The organism is Neobacillus sp. DZ-9 (assembly GCF_059587065.1).
In genome coordinates, this window is the sequence record NZ_JCAIOL010000005.1 from 225,013 (window position 1) to 242,659 (window position 17,647).

At 40.9% G+C, this 17,647-nt stretch carries 15 protein-coding genes; 13 read left to right on the forward strand and 2 right to left on the reverse strand.

The genetic code is table 11. From position 1 onward, the window contains the following. Window positions 1–13 precede the first annotated feature (13 nt). Genes AC59HZ_RS16050 through AC59HZ_RS16075 form a run of 6 tightly spaced genes read left to right on the forward strand, consistent with a single transcriptional unit; the run spans window position 14 to window position 7,163 of the window. A complete protein-coding gene (locus tag AC59HZ_RS16050) occupies window positions 14–961 on the forward strand; it encodes an ABC transporter permease (protein ID WP_496546801.1) in 948 nt (315 codons plus the stop codon). Between the two features lie 15 nt (window positions 962–976). After that, complete coding sequence (locus AC59HZ_RS16055; protein WP_496546802.1) at window positions 977–1,816, forward strand: ABC transporter permease; 840 nt, start codon at window positions 977–979, stop codon at window positions 1,814–1,816. Between the two features lie 12 nt (window positions 1,817–1,828). Then, on the forward strand, window positions 1,829–2,842 hold the full coding sequence (locus tag AC59HZ_RS16060; protein WP_496546803.1) for an ABC transporter ATP-binding protein: 1,014 nt from the start codon (window positions 1,829–1,831) through the stop codon (window positions 2,840–2,842). Beyond that, a complete protein-coding gene (locus tag AC59HZ_RS16065) occupies window positions 2,835–3,797 on the forward strand; it encodes an ABC transporter ATP-binding protein (RefSeq protein ID WP_496546804.1) in 963 nt (320 codons plus the stop codon). Before AC59HZ_RS16060 ends, AC59HZ_RS16065 begins: the two co-directional genes overlap by 8 nt. A gap of 40 nt (window positions 3,798–3,837) precedes the next feature. Next, window positions 3,838–5,394, forward strand: coding sequence for an acyl-CoA carboxylase subunit beta (locus AC59HZ_RS16070; RefSeq protein ID WP_496546805.1), 1,557 nt, complete (start codon window positions 3,838–3,840; stop codon window positions 5,392–5,394). A 38-nt stretch (window positions 5,395–5,432) separates the two neighbouring features. Then, window positions 5,433–7,163 carry an AMP-binding protein gene (locus AC59HZ_RS16075; RefSeq protein WP_496546806.1) on the forward strand — a complete coding sequence of 577 codons (1,731 nt, stop codon included), beginning with the start codon at window positions 5,433–5,435 and terminating at the stop codon, window positions 7,161–7,163. 40 nt (window positions 7,164–7,203) lie between these two features. Here AC59HZ_RS16075 and AC59HZ_RS16080 read toward each other — a convergent pair whose 3' ends face one another. Further along, window positions 7,204–8,439, reverse strand: coding sequence for an MFS transporter (locus AC59HZ_RS16080; protein WP_496546807.1), 1,236 nt, complete (start codon window positions 8,437–8,439; stop codon window positions 7,204–7,206). A 165-nt stretch (window positions 8,440–8,604) separates the two neighbouring features. On the opposite strand from AC59HZ_RS16080, the gene wrbA reads away from it, so the two are divergent. The 3 genes from wrbA to AC59HZ_RS16095 all read left to right on the forward strand — a co-directional run bounded on the left by wrbA (window position 8,605) and on the right by AC59HZ_RS16095 (window position 11,960). Beyond that, window positions 8,605–9,216: an NAD(P)H:quinone oxidoreductase gene (gene wrbA, locus AC59HZ_RS16085; RefSeq protein WP_430063192.1), complete on the forward strand. Its 612-nt coding sequence runs from the start codon at window positions 8,605–8,607 to the stop codon at window positions 9,214–9,216. A gap of 382 nt (window positions 9,217–9,598) precedes the next feature. Then, on the forward strand, window positions 9,599–10,711 hold the full coding sequence (gene proB / locus AC59HZ_RS16090) for a glutamate 5-kinase (RefSeq protein ID WP_496546808.1): 1,113 nt from the start codon (window positions 9,599–9,601) through the stop codon (window positions 10,709–10,711). 7 nt (window positions 10,712–10,718) lie between these two features. Further along, the gene (locus tag AC59HZ_RS16095) at window positions 10,719–11,960 is read left to right on the forward strand and encodes a glutamate-5-semialdehyde dehydrogenase (protein ID WP_496546809.1); all 1,242 of its coding nucleotides are present in this window, start codon (window positions 10,719–10,721) and stop codon (window positions 11,958–11,960) included. A gap of 22 nt (window positions 11,961–11,982) precedes the next feature. On the opposite strand, the gene AC59HZ_RS16100 is transcribed toward AC59HZ_RS16095, so the two are convergent. Continuing rightward, window positions 11,983–12,714, reverse strand: a complete 732-nt coding sequence (locus tag AC59HZ_RS16100; protein WP_496546810.1) for a YqcI/YcgG family protein — start codon at window positions 12,712–12,714, stop codon at window positions 11,983–11,985. Between the two features lie 125 nt (window positions 12,715–12,839). Between AC59HZ_RS16100 and AC59HZ_RS16105 the strand changes: the two genes are divergently transcribed. From AC59HZ_RS16105 to AC59HZ_RS16120, 4 genes are all read left to right on the forward strand, one after another. Beyond that, window positions 12,840–15,116 (forward strand): ATP-dependent DNA helicase, encoded by a 2,277-nt coding sequence (locus AC59HZ_RS16105; protein ID WP_496546811.1) that lies wholly within the window; start codon window positions 12,840–12,842, stop codon window positions 15,114–15,116. A 162-nt stretch (window positions 15,117–15,278) separates the two neighbouring features. Then, window positions 15,279–15,533 (forward strand): FeoA family protein, encoded by a 255-nt coding sequence (locus AC59HZ_RS16110; RefSeq protein WP_223590403.1) that lies wholly within the window; start codon window positions 15,279–15,281, stop codon window positions 15,531–15,533. Next, window positions 15,523–16,239: a FeoB small GTPase domain-containing protein gene (locus AC59HZ_RS16115; protein ID WP_496546812.1), complete on the forward strand. Its 717-nt coding sequence runs from the start codon at window positions 15,523–15,525 to the stop codon at window positions 16,237–16,239. Before AC59HZ_RS16110 ends, AC59HZ_RS16115 begins: the two co-directional genes overlap by 11 nt. Beyond that, window positions 16,214–17,587, forward strand: a complete 1,374-nt coding sequence (locus AC59HZ_RS16120) for a nucleoside recognition domain-containing protein (RefSeq protein ID WP_496546813.1) — start codon at window positions 16,214–16,216, stop codon at window positions 17,585–17,587. The genes AC59HZ_RS16115 and AC59HZ_RS16120 overlap by 26 nt, the downstream gene beginning before the upstream one ends. The last annotated feature ends 60 nt before the right edge of the window (window positions 17,588–17,647 follow it).

Below are 17,647 nucleotides of genomic sequence, written 5' to 3' on the forward strand. Positions count from 1 at the left end.
AGGGAGAGAGCCAATGTTTTATAAATTTTTGTTACGCCGCTTGATTTATGTTATACCCATGCTGATTGTAACGACTTTGGTGGTCTTTTCCCTAATCTTGATTATACCGGGTGATCCTGCTCTTGCACTTCTTGGAGATAATGCAACGGCAGAAAAACTAGCCCAGTTGAGAAGTCAACTGGGTCTGGATCAACCTGTGCTCATCCAGTATGGGAATTGGCTATTACATGCTTTACAAGGAGATTTAGGGAGATCCCTTTTTACAGGGGAAATTGTAAGTGATGCAGTGTTTTCAAGACTGGGGATTACGATTCAGCTAGTTATTTCTGCGATGATTATTTCCTTTCTGATAGGGATGTTTTTTGCCATTACCTCCATTTTAAAGCCGAATAGTTGGATGGATTATGTGGCCAGGTTTTTCGGCACGCTGGGGACTGCCATTCCAAATTTTTGGTTAGCGATGCTGCTGGTAGCCCTATTTAGTGTCAAGCTTGGTTGGCTTCCTGCTACAGGATTCGTTAGTATTTTTGAAAATTCGGGCGGATTTTTAGAAAGTGTTCTTCTCCCAGCCTTTTGCTTAGGTGCATTTGGCGCGGCACAAATCACACGACAATTACGATCTTCACTGCTTGAGAGTATGGATTCAGATTATATTCGTACTGCTTATTCTAAAGGATTATCATTATGGCCAGTTATTTGGAAGCATGGACTTAGAAATGCTTTTTTACCTGTCGTAACAACGGCGGGGCTACTATTTGGGAACATGCTTGGTGCAACGGTTGTGATTGAAAGCGTTTTCGCTATTCCTGGAATGGGACAACTGGCAGTCAATTCAATACTGCAAAGGGATTTTCCAATGCTTCAAGGTGTCGTCTTAGTAATGGTTGTGATGGTCCTCATCATTAACTTTATTACCGATGTACTCTATAGCATTTTGGATCCTCGAATTGAATTTGATTAAGAAGGAGGGCACAACATGCAGTTTCGAATTATATTACAAAGGATAAAACGTGAACGCTTGGCATTCGTCAGTTTGATCTATTTGATCATTTTAGTCCTAGTCGCTGTTTTTGCCAGATACATTGTCCCCTTTGACCCAGAAGCACAGGATTTGAACCAAGTGATGATTGCACCAAATGGCTCGCACTGGTTTGGAACAGATGAACTGGGAAGGGACATTTTTACAAGATTGCTTCTTGGATCACAGGCGGCCATACAAGCAGGGCTAATCGCAATCTTAATTCCTCTATTTATTGGAGTTCCCTTGGGAATTATTTCAGGATATCTTGGCGGCATCATCGATGATCTTTTCATGAGGGTTGTTGATGCGATTTTATCATTTCCTGCAATTCTTCTCGCCTTAGGAATTACAGGTGCCTTAGGAGTTAACCTATGGAACGCGATGATCGCGATTGGAATCATCTTCACTCCGCAATTTGCCAGACTGGCAAGAGGTCAAACTCTTCAAGTCCGGCGTGAACCATATGTGGAAGCGGCAAAGATTTCTGGGGCTGGACCTTTGTGGATTATGTATCGGCATATCCTTCCTAATATCGCCTCTCCAATCATTGTTCAAGCATCCTTCAGTTTTAGTTTGGCGATTTTGGTGGAGGCATCATTAAGTTTTCTTGGAATGGGGGCACAGTCACCGCAAATTAGTTGGGGAGGCATGCTTCATCAAGCCTACAGTATGATTTTTGTCAATCCATTTATGATGATTTTCCCTGGAGCGGCAATCTTGCTTTCAGTTTTAGCCGGTAACTTTTTCGGTGATGGATTAAGAATCGCAATTGATCCAAAAATCAAGCGAACTTAGGAGGGAAGCGGTTTGAGTAAGCAGTTTGAACCACTTTTGGAAGTAAATAATCTTAGATCGTATTTCCCTTCAACTGGAGGGGTTGTAAAAGCGGTAAATGATGTTTCTTTTAAAATTGGAAAAGGTGAAATTGTTGCATTGGTGGGGGAATCTGGCAGCGGTAAAAGTGTAACCGCGTTATCGGTTATGGGACTGAATGCGCCCACCATCACTTATGGTAAAGAAAGTATCATATCGTTTAAAGGCCATAATTTACTGACGATGAAAAAAAGGCAAATGAAGAAAATTCGCGGCAATGAAATTTCAATGATTTTCCAAGACCCGTTATCTTCCTTAAACCCTTTACATCCAATCGGAAAACAAATCGCAGAACCAATCCAACTCCACCAAGGGGTTAGTTACAAAACAGCGCAGCAAACTGTCATAAATTTGTTAAATAAGGTAGGGATTCCTGATGCTGAAAGCAGGCTCAGAGATTATCCCCATCAGTTATCAGGAGGGATGCGGCAAAGGATTATGATTGCAATGGCTCTTGCCTGCAATCCATCTCTGTTAATTGCCGATGAACCCACCACAGCATTAGATGTGACCATTCAAGCCCAAATTCTGAATGTCATGAAGTCACTTCAGAGAGAAACAGGTGTATCCATTCTTCTGATTACTCACGATTTAGGGGTTGTGGCGGAAATGGCGGATCGGGTTCTTGTCATGTACTGCGGGAAAATAGTAGAAGAAGGCGACGTCTATTCGATTTTCCAGGACCCAAAGCATCCCTATACAAAAGGCTTGTTAGCAAGTGTTCCAAAGTTAAGAGGACAATCGAAAAAACGCTTAAATGCCATTCCCGGTACCGTTCCTAGCCCTCTAGAGCTTACAGGCGGCTGCAATTTCTATTCACGCTGTAGTCAAGCAAACGATCAATGCAGTAGTAATACTCCATACCTGGAGAATATAGGACCACAAAGAAGGGCAGCTTGCTGGAATCTACAGGAAAGGCCAATCGAAGAGGTGACAAAGCATGCTTGAACCATTGGTTTCCATTAAAAATGTGAAAAAATATTATCCCATTGGCAGTGGATTATTTGGAAAGAAAACCAAATGGTTAAAAGCGGTGGATGGGATTAACCTTGAAGTGAAACAAGGAGAAACTCTTGGACTTGTTGGTGAATCCGGATGCGGAAAATCGACCTTGGGCCGGATGGTCGTTGGGCTGCTTGAACCAACGGATGGGGAGGTTCATTTTGAAGGCAGCTCACTTTTATCAAAAGGACGAAGTAAGCGGGATTTAGGGAAAAAAATTCAAATGATCTTTCAGGATCCCTATGCATCTCTGAATCCGAGAATGAGTGTTGCCGATATCATTGCAGAACCCTTAGTTCTGCATAAGATTGGAACCAGTAAGGAGCGGAAAAAACGGGTAGATGAATTATTAGAACGGGTTGGACTGAGATCTGTACATGGCGCGCGTTATCCCGAAGAATTTTCCGGTGGGCAGCGTCAAAGAATTGGTATAGCCAGAGCATTGGCATTAAACCCCAGGCTGATCGTATGCGATGAACCTGTTTCCGCCCTTGATGTATCCATTCAAGCTCAAATTTTAAATCTCCTGAAAGATATCCAAGAAGATTTGGGTTTATCTTATATTTTTATTGCTCATGGTCTTCAGGCAGTAAAGCATATCAGTGATCGTATTGTGGTGATGTATTTAGGAAAAGTGGTCGAAATTTCCGAAACGGATTCATTATTTGAGAATCCGCTGCACCCTTATACCAAAGCATTGATTTCTGCAGTACCAGAGCCAGATCCAACGATGCGAGACCGCGAGCGTATACTTCTAAGCGGGGATCTCCCAAGTCCAGTCAATCCTCCAAGTGGCTGCCGCTTTCATACTCGCTGTCCTTTAGCTACAGAGCGCTGTCAACGGGAAGAACCTCCTCTTGTAGAAGTGGCGGAGAGAAGATGGACAGCGTGCTTTTATTAAGAATAATAGATTTAAGAATACAGTTTAAGGAGGAAATCTAGTGACCTGGGAACCGGAAATTAAAGAATTGCACCTACGGGAAGCTTTAGCACGCCAAATGGGAGGAGAAGAAAGAGTCTCAAAACATATATCCCAAGGCAAACTGACGGTACGTGAAAGAATTGAGAAGCTCCTTGATCATGACACCTTTCATGAACGTGGGGCAATCGCTGGAAAAAGCAAATATGATGAAAATGGGAATTTAATAGAATTTACACCAGCAAATTTTATCCTGGGGACAGGGCGAATGAAAGGCCGCAAGGTTGTTGTAGGCGGGGATGATTTTACTGTCCGAGGCGGTGCGGCGGATGGAGCGATCCGTGGCAAACAGATCTACGCAGAGCAATTGGCTCATGACCTTCAGGTGCCAATCATTCGGTTAGTGGATGGTACAGGTGGCGGTGGAAGTGTAAAATTCCTAGATTTAGAGGGACATACATATGTTCCTGTAAACCCTGCATGGGATTTAGTCGTTGCCAATATGGAACGTGTCCCTGTTGTTGCAGCCTGCCTAGGCTCCGTTGCCGGACTGGGTGCTGCGCGGGTTGCCGCGTCCCATTTTTCTGTAATGGTGGAAGAGACTTCCCAACTATTTGTAGCTGGACCTCCAGTTGTAAAATTTGGCATGGGGCAGGATTTAACAAAAGAAGATCTTGGAGGGGTGCAGGTTCACCGCACTAGTGGGGCGGTAGATAATATGGCCAAATCAGAAGAAGAGGCTTTTGAACAAATCCGTACATTCCTTTCCTATTTGCCATCAAGTGTTTGGCAGCTTCCGCCAGTGGAACCAGCTGGGGATGATCCTGGAAGAAGGGACGAACGTTTGATTTCAGTTATACCTAAAAATAGAAGAGCGCCTTATAAAATTCGTGAACTGCTCACCATGATATTTGATTTAGAGTCAATTTTCGAGATGGGACGATTTTACGGAGGAGGGACCCTAACCTGTTTTGCTCGGCTTGATGGTTATCCAGTTGGAGTATTAGCAAGCGATCCATTTGTAAATGGCGGCGGACTGACAGCAGAGAGTTCTGAGAAAATAGAGCGTTTTGTCGACCTGTGTCAAACCTTCCATTTACCAATTGTGAATTTGGTTGACCAGCCTGGCATGGTTATTGGACTTCCTTCAGAGAAGAAGGGAACCATCCGAAAAGGGGTGCGTGCCATCTCAGCTATCTATCAAGCATCTGTTCCAATGGTTGAAATCATTATGCGAAGAGTGTTTGGTGTAGGCGGTGCAGGAATGTCAAATGGTCATGGGTTGAACCTGAGGTATGCATGGCCTTCAGGGGATTGGGGTTCACTGCCGGTTGAAGGGGGTGTTCATGTTGCTTATCGTCGTGAACTTGAGGCTAGTGACAATCCAGAAGCACTATTAAAAGAATTACTAGAAAAAATGGAATCAGTTAGATCTCCATTTCGAACGGCAGAGGCTTTTGGCATTGAAGAAATTATCGACCCCCGTGATACCCGTCCATTGCTCTGTGAATGGGTGAAAGATGCATACGAACTTCTCCCGCAACAGTTAGGCGTTTCACGCCATGGAATGAGGCCATGATTTTTTTATTAAAATTCATAAAAGGAAGGTGACTTTCGATGAAACAGGAGGATTTGTTAAAGGAGCTTTCTTCTAAGGAGGAAGTCGTTTCTAAATGCCTTGAGCATTGGGCGAAGGTAGCAGGAGAGAAAACTTTTATATACTATGGAGAAGCTGATAAACAAATCACTTATCAAAAGTTTAATGAAATGACAAATAGTATTGGACATTCATTAAAATCTAAAGGAGTCCAGAAAGGAGACCGTGTATCTGTCTTTTTAAAGAACCCATTAATAACCACTATGGTTATGTTTGGAATCTGGAAATGTGGAGCGATATTTAGTCCGATTAATTTTAATTATCGGGGTAAACTTCTTAGTTATCAGTTAAAAGATACAAAACCAAAGCTGCTTTTTACCGAGAGGTCCATGGTGCCCATTTTAAATGAAATTGCCTCCGAAGTAGGCCATTTGTGCACAGCTGTTTATAATCCCCAAGAGGGAGATCATGATTATATTGCAGAAACTGCTGAAATTTCTCTGGATTTAAACTATAACGAAATCTCCTTGGATCGGTTTTTACAGGAGGAGACCAAAAACCTCAACCTAGAATTGAACTATTGGGATACAGCCAATATTATTTATACTTCTGGAACGACAGGGCCAGCAAAAGGAGTGGTCCAATCGCATCGCTGGATTAATGGATATACCCTGCGAATGAGGGCATGTATGTCTCCTGAAGATGTGGTATATAATGATCTTCCTCTCTATCATGTGGGCGGAGCGTTTGCCAATATTGCGAGAGCTGCCTATACGGGGTGTACCGTTGCATTATGGGATAAATTTAGTCCTAATCAATTTTGGAAGCGGATTGAAAAAAGTGGATCCACTGCGGCAATTTTACTAGATGTGATGATTCCTTGGCTAATGAATGCCAAACCGTCAAAAGACGATAGATTGAATACCATTAATAAAGTTCATATGCAGCCGCTTCCCAAATATCATAATGAGGTAGCAAAGCGATTTGGATTTGATTATGTGACCGCCGGATTTGGGCAAACGGAGTCGGGGAATCCGCTTGCCAGTGTCATTCTCGAAACAAAAGAGGATGAAGGGACCCCGAAGGAATTATATAAAGGTCTTTCCAGACAGGAAATTATCAATGTCTGTGATAAGTTGAATATTCCCATCATTAATGGGGAGCAGGACTTGAAAAAAGGCTTCATGGGGAAACCCACCTTTTATTTTGAAGTGAAAGTGTTTGATGAAAATGACATTGAACTTCCTGTCGGGCAGGTAGGTCAGATTGCTTTTCGGCCGCGGTTGCCTCACCTCGTATTAACAGAATATTTTAATAAACCTGAATCAACAAATAAGGCCTTTAAGAATCTATGGTTCCACAGTGGTGATGCAGGTTACCTTGGAGAGGATGGATTTTACTATTTTGTTGACCGTCTTGGCAGTGTGATCCGGTGCCGAGGAGAAAAGATTTCTTCGTATCAATTAGAGGATATCATTAACGGTCATCCAGATATTGACTTATGTGCTGCTTTCCCAGTCCCAGCAGAAGTTGGAGAGGAAGATGATGTCGCAGTTTATGTGGTTAAGAAAAACGGAGCCGCTTTAAACGAGGAAGAGTTACGGGAATGGGTGAAAGATAAAATGCCTAAATATATGTGGCCAAAGTATATCCGCTTTACCATCGACCTGCCGCGGACTCCAACGAATAAAATTGAGAAATATAAAATTCGTCAGGAATTAATAAAAGAATTTGAAACAGAAAAAGTGTAAAAAAGGAGAGTGCTAGTTTCATAACTAGTACTCTCCTTTTTTATAAAACTTCTTCATTTAATTCGGTTTTTATGTTTGTTTTGGCCTGTTGATTTTGAACAGAGTTCTTTACTTTAAGTGTTAAACCTAAACCTAAAAGTAAACAGATGGAACAAAAAAGGAATGCACTTTTAAATCCCCCCCAATCCTCTATCAGCCAGCCGGCGATCGCGGGTCCAATAAATTGCCCAACAGCAAAATAGAAGGTGACATAACTAAAGGCGACAGGCATGTCAGCAGGCTTCACGTGATCCATACTGGAAGCTTGCGTTAAGGTAAATAATCCTGTAGATGTACAGCTTAAAATAACGGTATGAATGGTAAAACCAATGACTGTTGGAAAGATTACAGGAAGAAGCATCGAGAAAGCGGTCAGACCCATCGTTAATATCAAGGATGTTCGGCGGGCGATTTTATCGGAAATAAATCCCCAAATGGGCCCGCTAAAAATCGATAAGATTCCATTAAGTGCCATTAACTGGCCGGCAAATTTAACATTAATTCCTGATTCAATCATATAGCTCATGACAAAAATCATTTGGACTATGTAGGTAATCCCGATTATTCCATAAATAAGCCCAACGTTAATTACTTTTGGATTTTTATAAATTTCTTTGACTGATGCTTGTTGTCGATTTTGATTGCCTGCGTTTTCCAAGGGAGGATTTTTTATAAATATTAGCGTTAAAATCACCACTACAAGTCCAATAAAAGCGAATATCCCCCAGGCAATTCTCCAGCCGATATCTCCATTGAGGCTGCTTAGGTTGGGGACGATGATTCCTGCAAGAAGGATCCCAATTCCAGCGCCGCTAGTGGTAAGGCCGATGACAAATCCCTTTCGCTGCGGAAACCAGGTAACGAGCAAAGAGATAAAAGGTGTATAGGTAAAGGATGTTCCAATACCCAGGAGTAGCATAAAAATAAAGGTCACTGGATAGGAAAAAGTGAAGGATAAACCAGCTAGTCCTAATGTAACGAGAGAAATTCCCAGTAAAACGGTCTTTTTACTCCCCCATTTAGACGCAAGGATTCCTGCAAAGATGATAGTGCTCAAATATCCTAAAGAAGTGGTAGTTCCTAAGTATCCAGCTTCTTTATAAGAGATATGAAGACCCTCTCTCATAAAAGGAAGGATAACTCCATAGGACAGTCTTGCAAATGCTAATACGACCATTGTTGTTAACATTCCAATGAGCGCATAACCCCATAATCTTTTATGGTTATTGGTTTCCAATTTAAGTCTCTCCCTTTAATTTAGTATAATAATTTCATTTTTACCATCATATTCCTTTCGGGTTACGAAAATTCTGTTTAGGCTGATTCATTTACGAATAAGTGATGTTAATTATGGAGAAAATTTTTATGTTCTTTCAATTCATCTTCTAAGGAGAAAATAACAATGACAAATGTAAAATTAGCCGTTATTTATTACAGCATGGGCGGAACGAATCATCAGTTATCAAAATGGGCTGAAGAGGGAGCTAAAGAAGCAGGTGCGGAAGTAAAGGTATTAAAGGTTCCTGAGTTAGCACCTCAATCAGTTATTGAAGGAAATCCTGTATGGAAAGCTCATGTCGAAGCAACCGCAAATGTCCCTGAAGTTAAATTGGAAGATTTGGAATGGGCAGACGCCATTATCTTCAGTGTTCCAACACGTTTTGGGAATATGCCTTCGCAAATGAAGCAGTTTTTAGATACAACAGGAGGGCTTTGGTTTAATGGAAAACTAGTGAACAAAGTGGTTAGTGCTATGTCTTCGGCACAAAACGCTCATGGCGGACAGGAAGCGACCATTCTTTCCTTATATACGACGATGTACCACTGGGGTGCGATAGTCGCGGCGCCAGGATATACCGATCCGGTTATATTCGGTTCTGGAGGCAATCCTTATGGAACAAGTGTAACGGTTGATCAGAGCGGGAACATGGTGGAAGATGTGCAAGCTGCTGTAAAGCATCAGGCTAAACGGACCGTTACGGTTGCGGAATGGGTGAAAAAAGCAAATCAATAGCTGACGTTTGAATTGACTGGATATTTCCAGTTGGTTCTTTCTATTTTAAACTAAATTTTCAAAAAATTCTATTGACATTTTGGCCATTTCTATGGATAATCAAAGAAAATTAATTTAGAAAAGGTAAGGGACTAGTAAATCTTTGGAATGTGGTAGAGAGTGAAACCCACCGGCTGAAAGGTTTCTCACGGAAAGAGGATTGAACCTGCCCTTGTAAAGCTGCTTATGAAAACATAAGCCGTTCCCCACGTTACGGGTTGAAAGTGGATGCAGGCGTAATGCTTGGCATCAATGAAGGTGGTACCGCGGAAACGACTTTTCCGTCCTTTTATTTAGGACAGGAGAGTCGTTTTTTATTTTTTAAAAAAGAAGGGTTAAAAATATGAAAAAACAGCTGGTGGTTGTGAAGATTGGTAGCAGCTCGTTAACAAATGTCTCAGGAGCGATATCAGAGGAAAAAATCCGTGATCATGTTGAGGCATTGTCACTATTAAAAAAGCAGGGGCATGATGTAATCCTAATTTCCTCAGGTGCAGTTGCCGCTGGATTTGGCACACTAGGATATTCAGTCCGTCCGAAAACAACTGCTGGGAAGCAAGCTGCAGCAGCTGTAGGGCAAGCACTCTTAATGCAAAATTATATTCAACTATTTAAAGAGTTTAATATTATTCCAGGGCAAATTTTATTAACTCGAGAGGACTTCTACAGTCAAATAAGGTTCCATAATCTTTTCAATACGATACAGGAGCTCCTTCAAAGAGGTGTCATTCCAATCATAAATGAGAATGATTCAGTATCGATTGAAGAACTGACCTTCGGAGACAATGATATGCTCTCGGCGCTCGTTAGCGGGTTTTTACATGCAAATGCTCTCATAATCTTAACTGATGTAAATGGACTTTATGATGGTAATCCAAAAGTATCGAAGGAAGCTAAAAAATATCATTTCATCTCGGAAGTATCGGATCAACTTATGGGAATCGCAGGTGAAAGCGGTTCGATGGTTGGTACCGGCGGAATGAAATCCAAGCTGTTAGCAGCAAAAAAAGCATTATCGCTTGGTGTTAGTGTTTTTGTGGGAACGGGGGCAGGGAAGGAGAAATTGGTTGATATTCTTGCTGGCAAAGGCGACGGAACGTATATCGGAGGCCCATTCCAAACACAGATGCAGATGAGAAAACAATGGATAGCCTATCATTCCCAAGTCGGAGGGGTCATCGAAATTGATGAAGGAGCAGAGCAGGCCATTGTCCAAAAAGGGAAAAGCTTATTGCCTGTAGGGGTAACGAATGTAACTGGTGAATTTAATGCCCTGGATGTAGTAGAAGTCCGCAACCCAAAAGGAAAAATTGTCGGGAAAGGGCAAGTATACTATTCCTCTCAAGACCTACTTAAAGTTAAGGGATTACCAAGTGAGCAATCTAAGGTTTATTCGATAAATCAACACGCAGAAGTGATTCATCGTGATAATTGGGTCATTATGCCAAAGGAGTGAACGTTTAATGAGCGAGTTATTAATAAAAGCAAAAAAATTAAAAGAGGCTTCCAAGAAATTAGGAATGATTACCAGCGAAGAAAAAAATCGAGCGCTGGCCAAACTGGCAGATAAAATATTAATAGAAAAAAAACGCATTTTAACAGCGAACGAAAAGGATATTTTAGCTGGTAAACAAAATGGAATTTCATCCTCATTATTAGACCGTTTATTGTTAACGGATGAGCGAATTGACCAAATCGTTGAAGGCATCCATCAGGTCATTAAGTTGGAAGATCCCATCGGTGAGATTACCGAGGCTTGGGAAAGACCGAACGGCTTGCATATTCAAACAGTAAGAGTCCCGCTCGGTGTGATTGGCATGGTATATGAAGCACGTCCCAATGTGACGGTTGATGCCGCAACTTTATGCTTAAAAGCCGGAAATGCGGTTCTGTTAAGAGGAAGTTCTTCTGCCCTTCATTCCAATTTGGCACTTGTGCAAGTAATGCGGGAAGCTCTTGCTGAAACAGCGATACCGTCGGATGCTGTTCACCTGTTAGAGGATACAAGCCGCACAACGGCCTCTGATATGTTTAAGTTGAACCAATATTTGGATGTGCTTATTCCGCGCGGAGGCGCAGGATTAATTCTATCGGTTATCCAAAATGCCACGGTTCCTGTGCTAGAAACGGGTGTTGGCAACTGCCATGTTTTTATAGATGAATCAGCACAAGAAAAAATGGCAACTGAGATCACGATTAACGCGAAATTACACAGGCCATCTGTTTGTAATGCAGCCGAAACTCTTCTCATTCATAAAGATTGGCCATATATATCTGAATTAATAAATATGCTGCATGAAAAAGAGATCGAGCTGCGGGGCGATAAAGAATTAATTTCCAAATATTCGTTTGTCAGTCTGGCAACTGAAGAAGATTGGCAAATAGAATTTTTAGCGCCAGTACTGGCTGTGAAACTAGTGAATGATATAAACGAAGCCATTGACCACATCGATCAATATGGTACAAAGCATTCCGAAGCAATAATAAGTGAAAATCAGCCAAATGTCCGTTTATTTTTCCAGGCGGTGGATGCTGCCGTCCTGTATCATAATGCCTCTACAAGGTTTACCGATGGTGAACAGTTCGGATATGGCGCTGAGATTGGCATAAGTACACAAAAGCTGCATGCCCGCGGCCCAATGGGACTCAAGGCCATCACGACAACAAAGGCGATTGTGCAGGGAACAGGACAAATTAGAATATAATAGAACAAGTAAGGACTCCATGTTAGTCCTTACTTGTTTTTATTACTGAATGAAAAGGACAGCGGGATAAGGTTGTGTCATCATCGTGCAAGAAATATTGTTTCCATTCATAGTTATCATTTTTTCCATAAGTATTTAAATTAGAGTGAATGGCAATAGTATCATATTCTGAAAGACGTTTCCGAATCGATGCTTTGATTTTAGTTGCCTTTGATTCACTGGAAGAAAATTGTTCAATAACAAAACGCGGAGTAATCGCAAGCATGAAATATGGGAAATGCCGGCTTAATCTATTTTTATGGGAAGGTGTTGCACAGAACATAAAATATTGTTCTCCATGAAAGCAGAATTCCCATAATGAATCATGTGGATCTTGGGGTATATGTTTTGGCCATTTCATTTGATCGAATTCATGAACAAGATTAAGCTGCTCCCAAAATAGCAGCTCAAATTTTTCAACTGGGGTTTTTTCAGGTAATTCCCAATTTGGTTCATAAAAAATAATTAATGATGTAAAGGAACCAATTTCTCGAAAGTAGTTTGAATATTCTTCCAGCATTACGGTAAGCTGCTTTGCATTGGAATTTCTAACGAAACCATAGCGAAAATGATGGAGCTGGTACCCTTGGGTGGCAGGAATACAAGGAAAGGGCTTGGATTTATCCGTCATTTTTGCCTCGAATTTTTCCATTGCATCCTTTTGCCAATGTTCTAAAGCTATCTGCTGAAGTGTTTCTTTTGTATAGATACTCATTAAGCTCCCACCTCTCATTCTCAAGATATGAAATTTAAAAAAGAGGGTGAGAATTTCAACTTTTTGTTTCATTTCTGTTAAAATAAAAATACAAACGTGTATTCCTATTTTGAGTTGGTGATTCAGTGACAAAAGATGTTCAAATATCAGTTCGAACACTTGTTGAATATGTTTACCGCAGCGGCAGTATCGATTCACGGTTTCGTTCAAAAGCAACATTACTAGATGGAACAAGAATTCATCAAAAAATCCAAAAAACCTATCAAGAGGAAGATCAAAAGGAAGTTTACCTCAGTGTTGAAATTCCTTTTGAAGGGTTCAAATATATCATTGATGGCAGATGTGATGGACTTTTATTCAAAGATGGTGAAGTGACAATAGATGAAATCAAGTCGTTTTCTCATCCGCTTGAACTCCTTGAACGAGAGGGGTATCCAGTTCACTGGGCGCAGGCAAAAATGTATGCCTATATTTATTCGGGAGATCATCAATTACCAGCCATAAATGTTCAGCTAACTTATGTTCATGTCGATTCAGAAGAGAAAAAATACATAAAAAAGACGTTTACTTTTCAAGAGCTAGAGCAATTTGTTTTCGATTGTCTCAAAGGGTATGCACCATATGCCCAGCTACAATTTCAGCATCGTGAGAAGCGAAACGCAAGCTGTAAGGTATTAAGTTTTCCATTTTCTTCCTATCGTGAAGGTCAGCGGAAATTGGCCGGTGCTGTTTATAAAACGATTTCTGAAGGAAAAAATTTATTTGCGAAAGCTCCAACAGGAATCGGTAAGACCATTTCAACTATATTTCCGTCAGTTAAGGCGATGGGGGAAGGCCACTTAAACCGTGTTTATTATCTTACGGCCAAAACCATTACACGAACCACTGCCGAAGATGCCTTCGCAAGAATGCGAACTAGCGGCCTTTGTTTAAAAACGGTCACCATCACAGCGAAAGATAAAATGTGTTTTAAAGAGGAAACCATCTGTCAAAAAGAACACTGTGAATTTGCTGATGGGTATTATGATCGGATAAATGATGCCATACTCGATATTTTAGCGAATGAACAAGGTATGACAAGAGCGGTAATTGAAACTTATTCTAGAAAACATAAAGTCTGTCCCTTCGAATTTTCAATTGACCTAGCCTATGTGGTCGATGCGATTATTTGTGACTACAATTATATATTCGACCCTCAAGTTTCATTAAAGCGGCTTATTGAGGAACAGAAAAAGTCGACTGCCGTACTTGTTGATGAATCTCATAATCTAGTGGACCGCGGGCGGGAAATGTTTTCAGCTTCCATCAACAAAGAAATGTTTCTTCAATTGAAAAAAGACTTTAAGGAAGTCAATCAAGAGATTTATGAAGCAGCGCATAAATTGAATTCTTGGTTTATTTCTTTGAAAAAAGAAAATGCCAATCAAAATGAGTTTACTATTCAAAAATGGGATGATAACCTAAATCTCCTGCTTGGCCAATTTTTGGATGCTGCAGAGGAGCTTTTAAAAACAGGACCTTCTAATCATTTATTGGAAGCCTACCTCAAGGTAAACAACTTTTGTAAAATTGTAGAACTTCTCGACGAACATTATATGATTTATGGCGAGAAGCAGAAAACGGATTTAATTGTGAAGCTTTTTTGCATGGATCCCTCAAAATTGTTAAAGCAAATGGGGAAAGGCTTTCGCTCTAAAGTGTTTTTTTCAGCAACTTTATCGCCGCTTCCGTATTACCAAGATATTCTTGGCGGACAGGGGGAAGATTACATCCTTTCAATCCCTTCGCCATTTACAAAAGAACAAGTGGATATTCTTATAAAGCCGGTGTCCACACGTTTTCGAGACCGGGAGCGGACGAAGGATCCGTTAGTAAAAATGCTTCAATCATTTATTAAAAAACGGCCAGGCAATTATTTAATTTTTTTCCCGTCCCATCAATATTTACGTTCCGTTTTTGAGGAGTTTAAACTGTCAGATCCTGAAACGAAAACACTTTTACAAGAAGCAGGCATGAGTGAAGAAGAAAGAGAGGCTTTTTTAGAGGCATTTACCCCAAATCAGAAAGAAACTTTGCTTGGTTTTGCTGTTCTTGGCGGGATTTTTTCCGAGGGAGTCGACTTAATTGGCGATCGCCTTAATGGAGTAGTAGTGGTAGGTGTGGGGTTACCTCAAGTTTGTTTTGAAAGAAATTTAATTAAGGACCATTTTGACAAGAAGGGAAAGCAAGGTTACGACTACGCTTATGTTTTTCCTGGAATGAATAAGGTGTTGCAGGCTGGAGGAAGATTAATTCGTTCAGAAGAAGACCACGGAACGATCATACTTGCCGATGATCGATTTCTACAAACCAAATATCAAAATCTAATGCCGCAGGAATGGCGGGACTACACGATAATTTAAGCACGTTTTGAAGCGTGCTTTTTTTTCTTGCTTGGACATGGGTCCCGTTTTTTAAAATAATTCTTATTTATTTTTGTAAATAAGGTGACAAAATCGGAATCTTTGTCATATAATTAACAAAAAGTTGCACAAGGTAAAAACTTTGAAGGAGGGGAAAGAGAGATGGATAAACCTAAAACAATGAAATTAGTGAATGGTGAAAAAGGAAATATCATAAAAATTACTTCTTTAAATCTGGACGGTGTGATGAGAAGAAGATTATTAGATTTAGGATTTGTGACTGGCGCATTGGTTGAGGTCGTACGGAAAAGCCCCTTGGGTGACCCCATTGCCTTTCGTGTCAGCCAAACAACGATTGCACTTAGGGAAGAGGAAAGTTCTAAAATAGAAGGGGAGCTGGTATCCGATGGGAACTGAATATCGAATTGCCTTAGCGGGAAACCCGAATACGGGCAAAAGCACGTTGTTTAATGCCTTAACGGGCCTCAGACAGCATACCGGCAACTGGGCCGGCAAAACGGTTTCGCTTGCCCAAGGCACTGTGCAGTTTAAGGATAAAACGTTTCAACTTATCGATCTCCCAGGCACCTATTCGCTCTTTTCCAATTCAAAAGATGAAGAGGTTGCTAGAAATTATATCGTTTTCGAAAAACCTGATGTAACGCTCGTTGTTCTCGATGCAACATCGTTAGAACGAAATTTGAATCTTGCCCTCCAGGTTTTAGAGATGACAAAAAACGTGGTTATTGCGATAAACCTAATTGATGTTGCCGAACAACAAGGGATTCAAATAAATGAACGATTGTTGACGAATCGCTTAGGGGTTCCTGTCATCAAGATCTCAGCCCGGAACAAAAAAGGCTTTCCGATGCTTTTAGATACCCTTGATCGCATTGTGACTGGAGCCATTGAATGTAACCCGGTAAGAATGGCGTATTCCGAAGAAATTGAAGAACAAATTAAGAAAATTGAACCAAAGGTTCGTGAAATCGTTGGCGATCAATTATCTTCCCGATGGGTTTCTTTGAGATTGCTAGATGGAGACGAAACCTTATTGAACGAAATAAATCAGAGATTGTCCGGGAGGCAGGTAGAGTATGAGTATTCAACACATATTTGCTGAAGCCCAAAAGCTGTCAACACCAAAGCTGAGGGATGATATTGTTCAACAGCTTTATGATCGCAGCCATAAATTATGCCATGAAGGCATTGCCTATACAAAAACAAAACGGGATACGAGGACAGAAAAGCTAGATGCCATTTTTACATCACCGATCTTTGGTTTTCCGATAATGATTGCGATGCTCGGATTATTGTTTTATATAACGATAGCTGGTGCTAATATTCCGTCATCCTTGATAGCAGAGTTCTTTGGTTACCTGGAAGGTTTTATAACCCAATTTTTTACCTTTATACATGCTCCAGAATGGCTTCATGGAATTCTTGTACTCGGATTATATCGGGGAACAACTTGGGTTATAAGTGTAATGCTGCCGCCGATGGCGATCTTTTTTCCAACCTTCGCATTACTTGAGAATTATGGGTATTTGCCGCGGGTAGCCTTTAATATGGACCGTTTATTTAAAAGGGTCGGGGCACATGGAAAGCAGTCATTAACAATGGCCATGGGTTTTGGCTGTAACGCTGCTGCCGTTATTTCAACAAGGATTATCGAATCTCCACGGGAGCGGATGCTCGCCATCTTGACCAATAACTTTGTTCCATGTAATGGACGTTGGGGAACCTTAATTGTGTTGTCTTCGTTATTTATGGCAGCTGGTTTCACAGGCGGGATGGCATCACTTGTCACCACAGGTGTCATTGTTGGAATTGTCATGTTTGGAATCATTGTGACCTTTTTCGTTTCGTGGGTACTATCGAAAACCGCTCTAAAGGGGGTTCCGACTCACTATACGTTAGAGCTTCCGCCATACCGCAAGCCCAAAATCTTTGATACGGTGATACGTTCTTCTTTAACTAAGTCATGGTCTGTCTTAGTCCGGGCGGTTAAGGTCGCGGCACCCGCAGCGATTTTAACATGGGTATTTGCGAATATTTATATTGGCGATACGAGTATCCTGATGTATGCAGTGAACTTCTTGGACCCATTTGGAAAAATGTTAGGCCTAGATGGATATATTATGATGGCCTTTATTTTGGGACTGCCAGCAAATGAAATTGTACTGCCAATCCTGTTGATGGGATATTTATCAACCGGTTCATTAACTGAAGTTGATAGCTTGGTGGATTTAAAGAAAATTTTTCTCGATCACGGCTGGACATGGTTAACCGCTTTAAACATGATGTTATTTTCACTGCTTCATTATCCATGTGGAACGACTCTGCTTAATATTTATAAAGAAACAAAGAGTAAGAAATGGACTTTCTTAGCATTTCTAATACCAACCGTTATTGCTATCATTGTTCCATTGGTGATTACGCAAACAGTAAGATTTTTTGGCTGGGTTTAATATTCTGAAGACATCACATTATTAATGTGGTGTCTTTTTTTATTAAGTTGAAGTATGAAC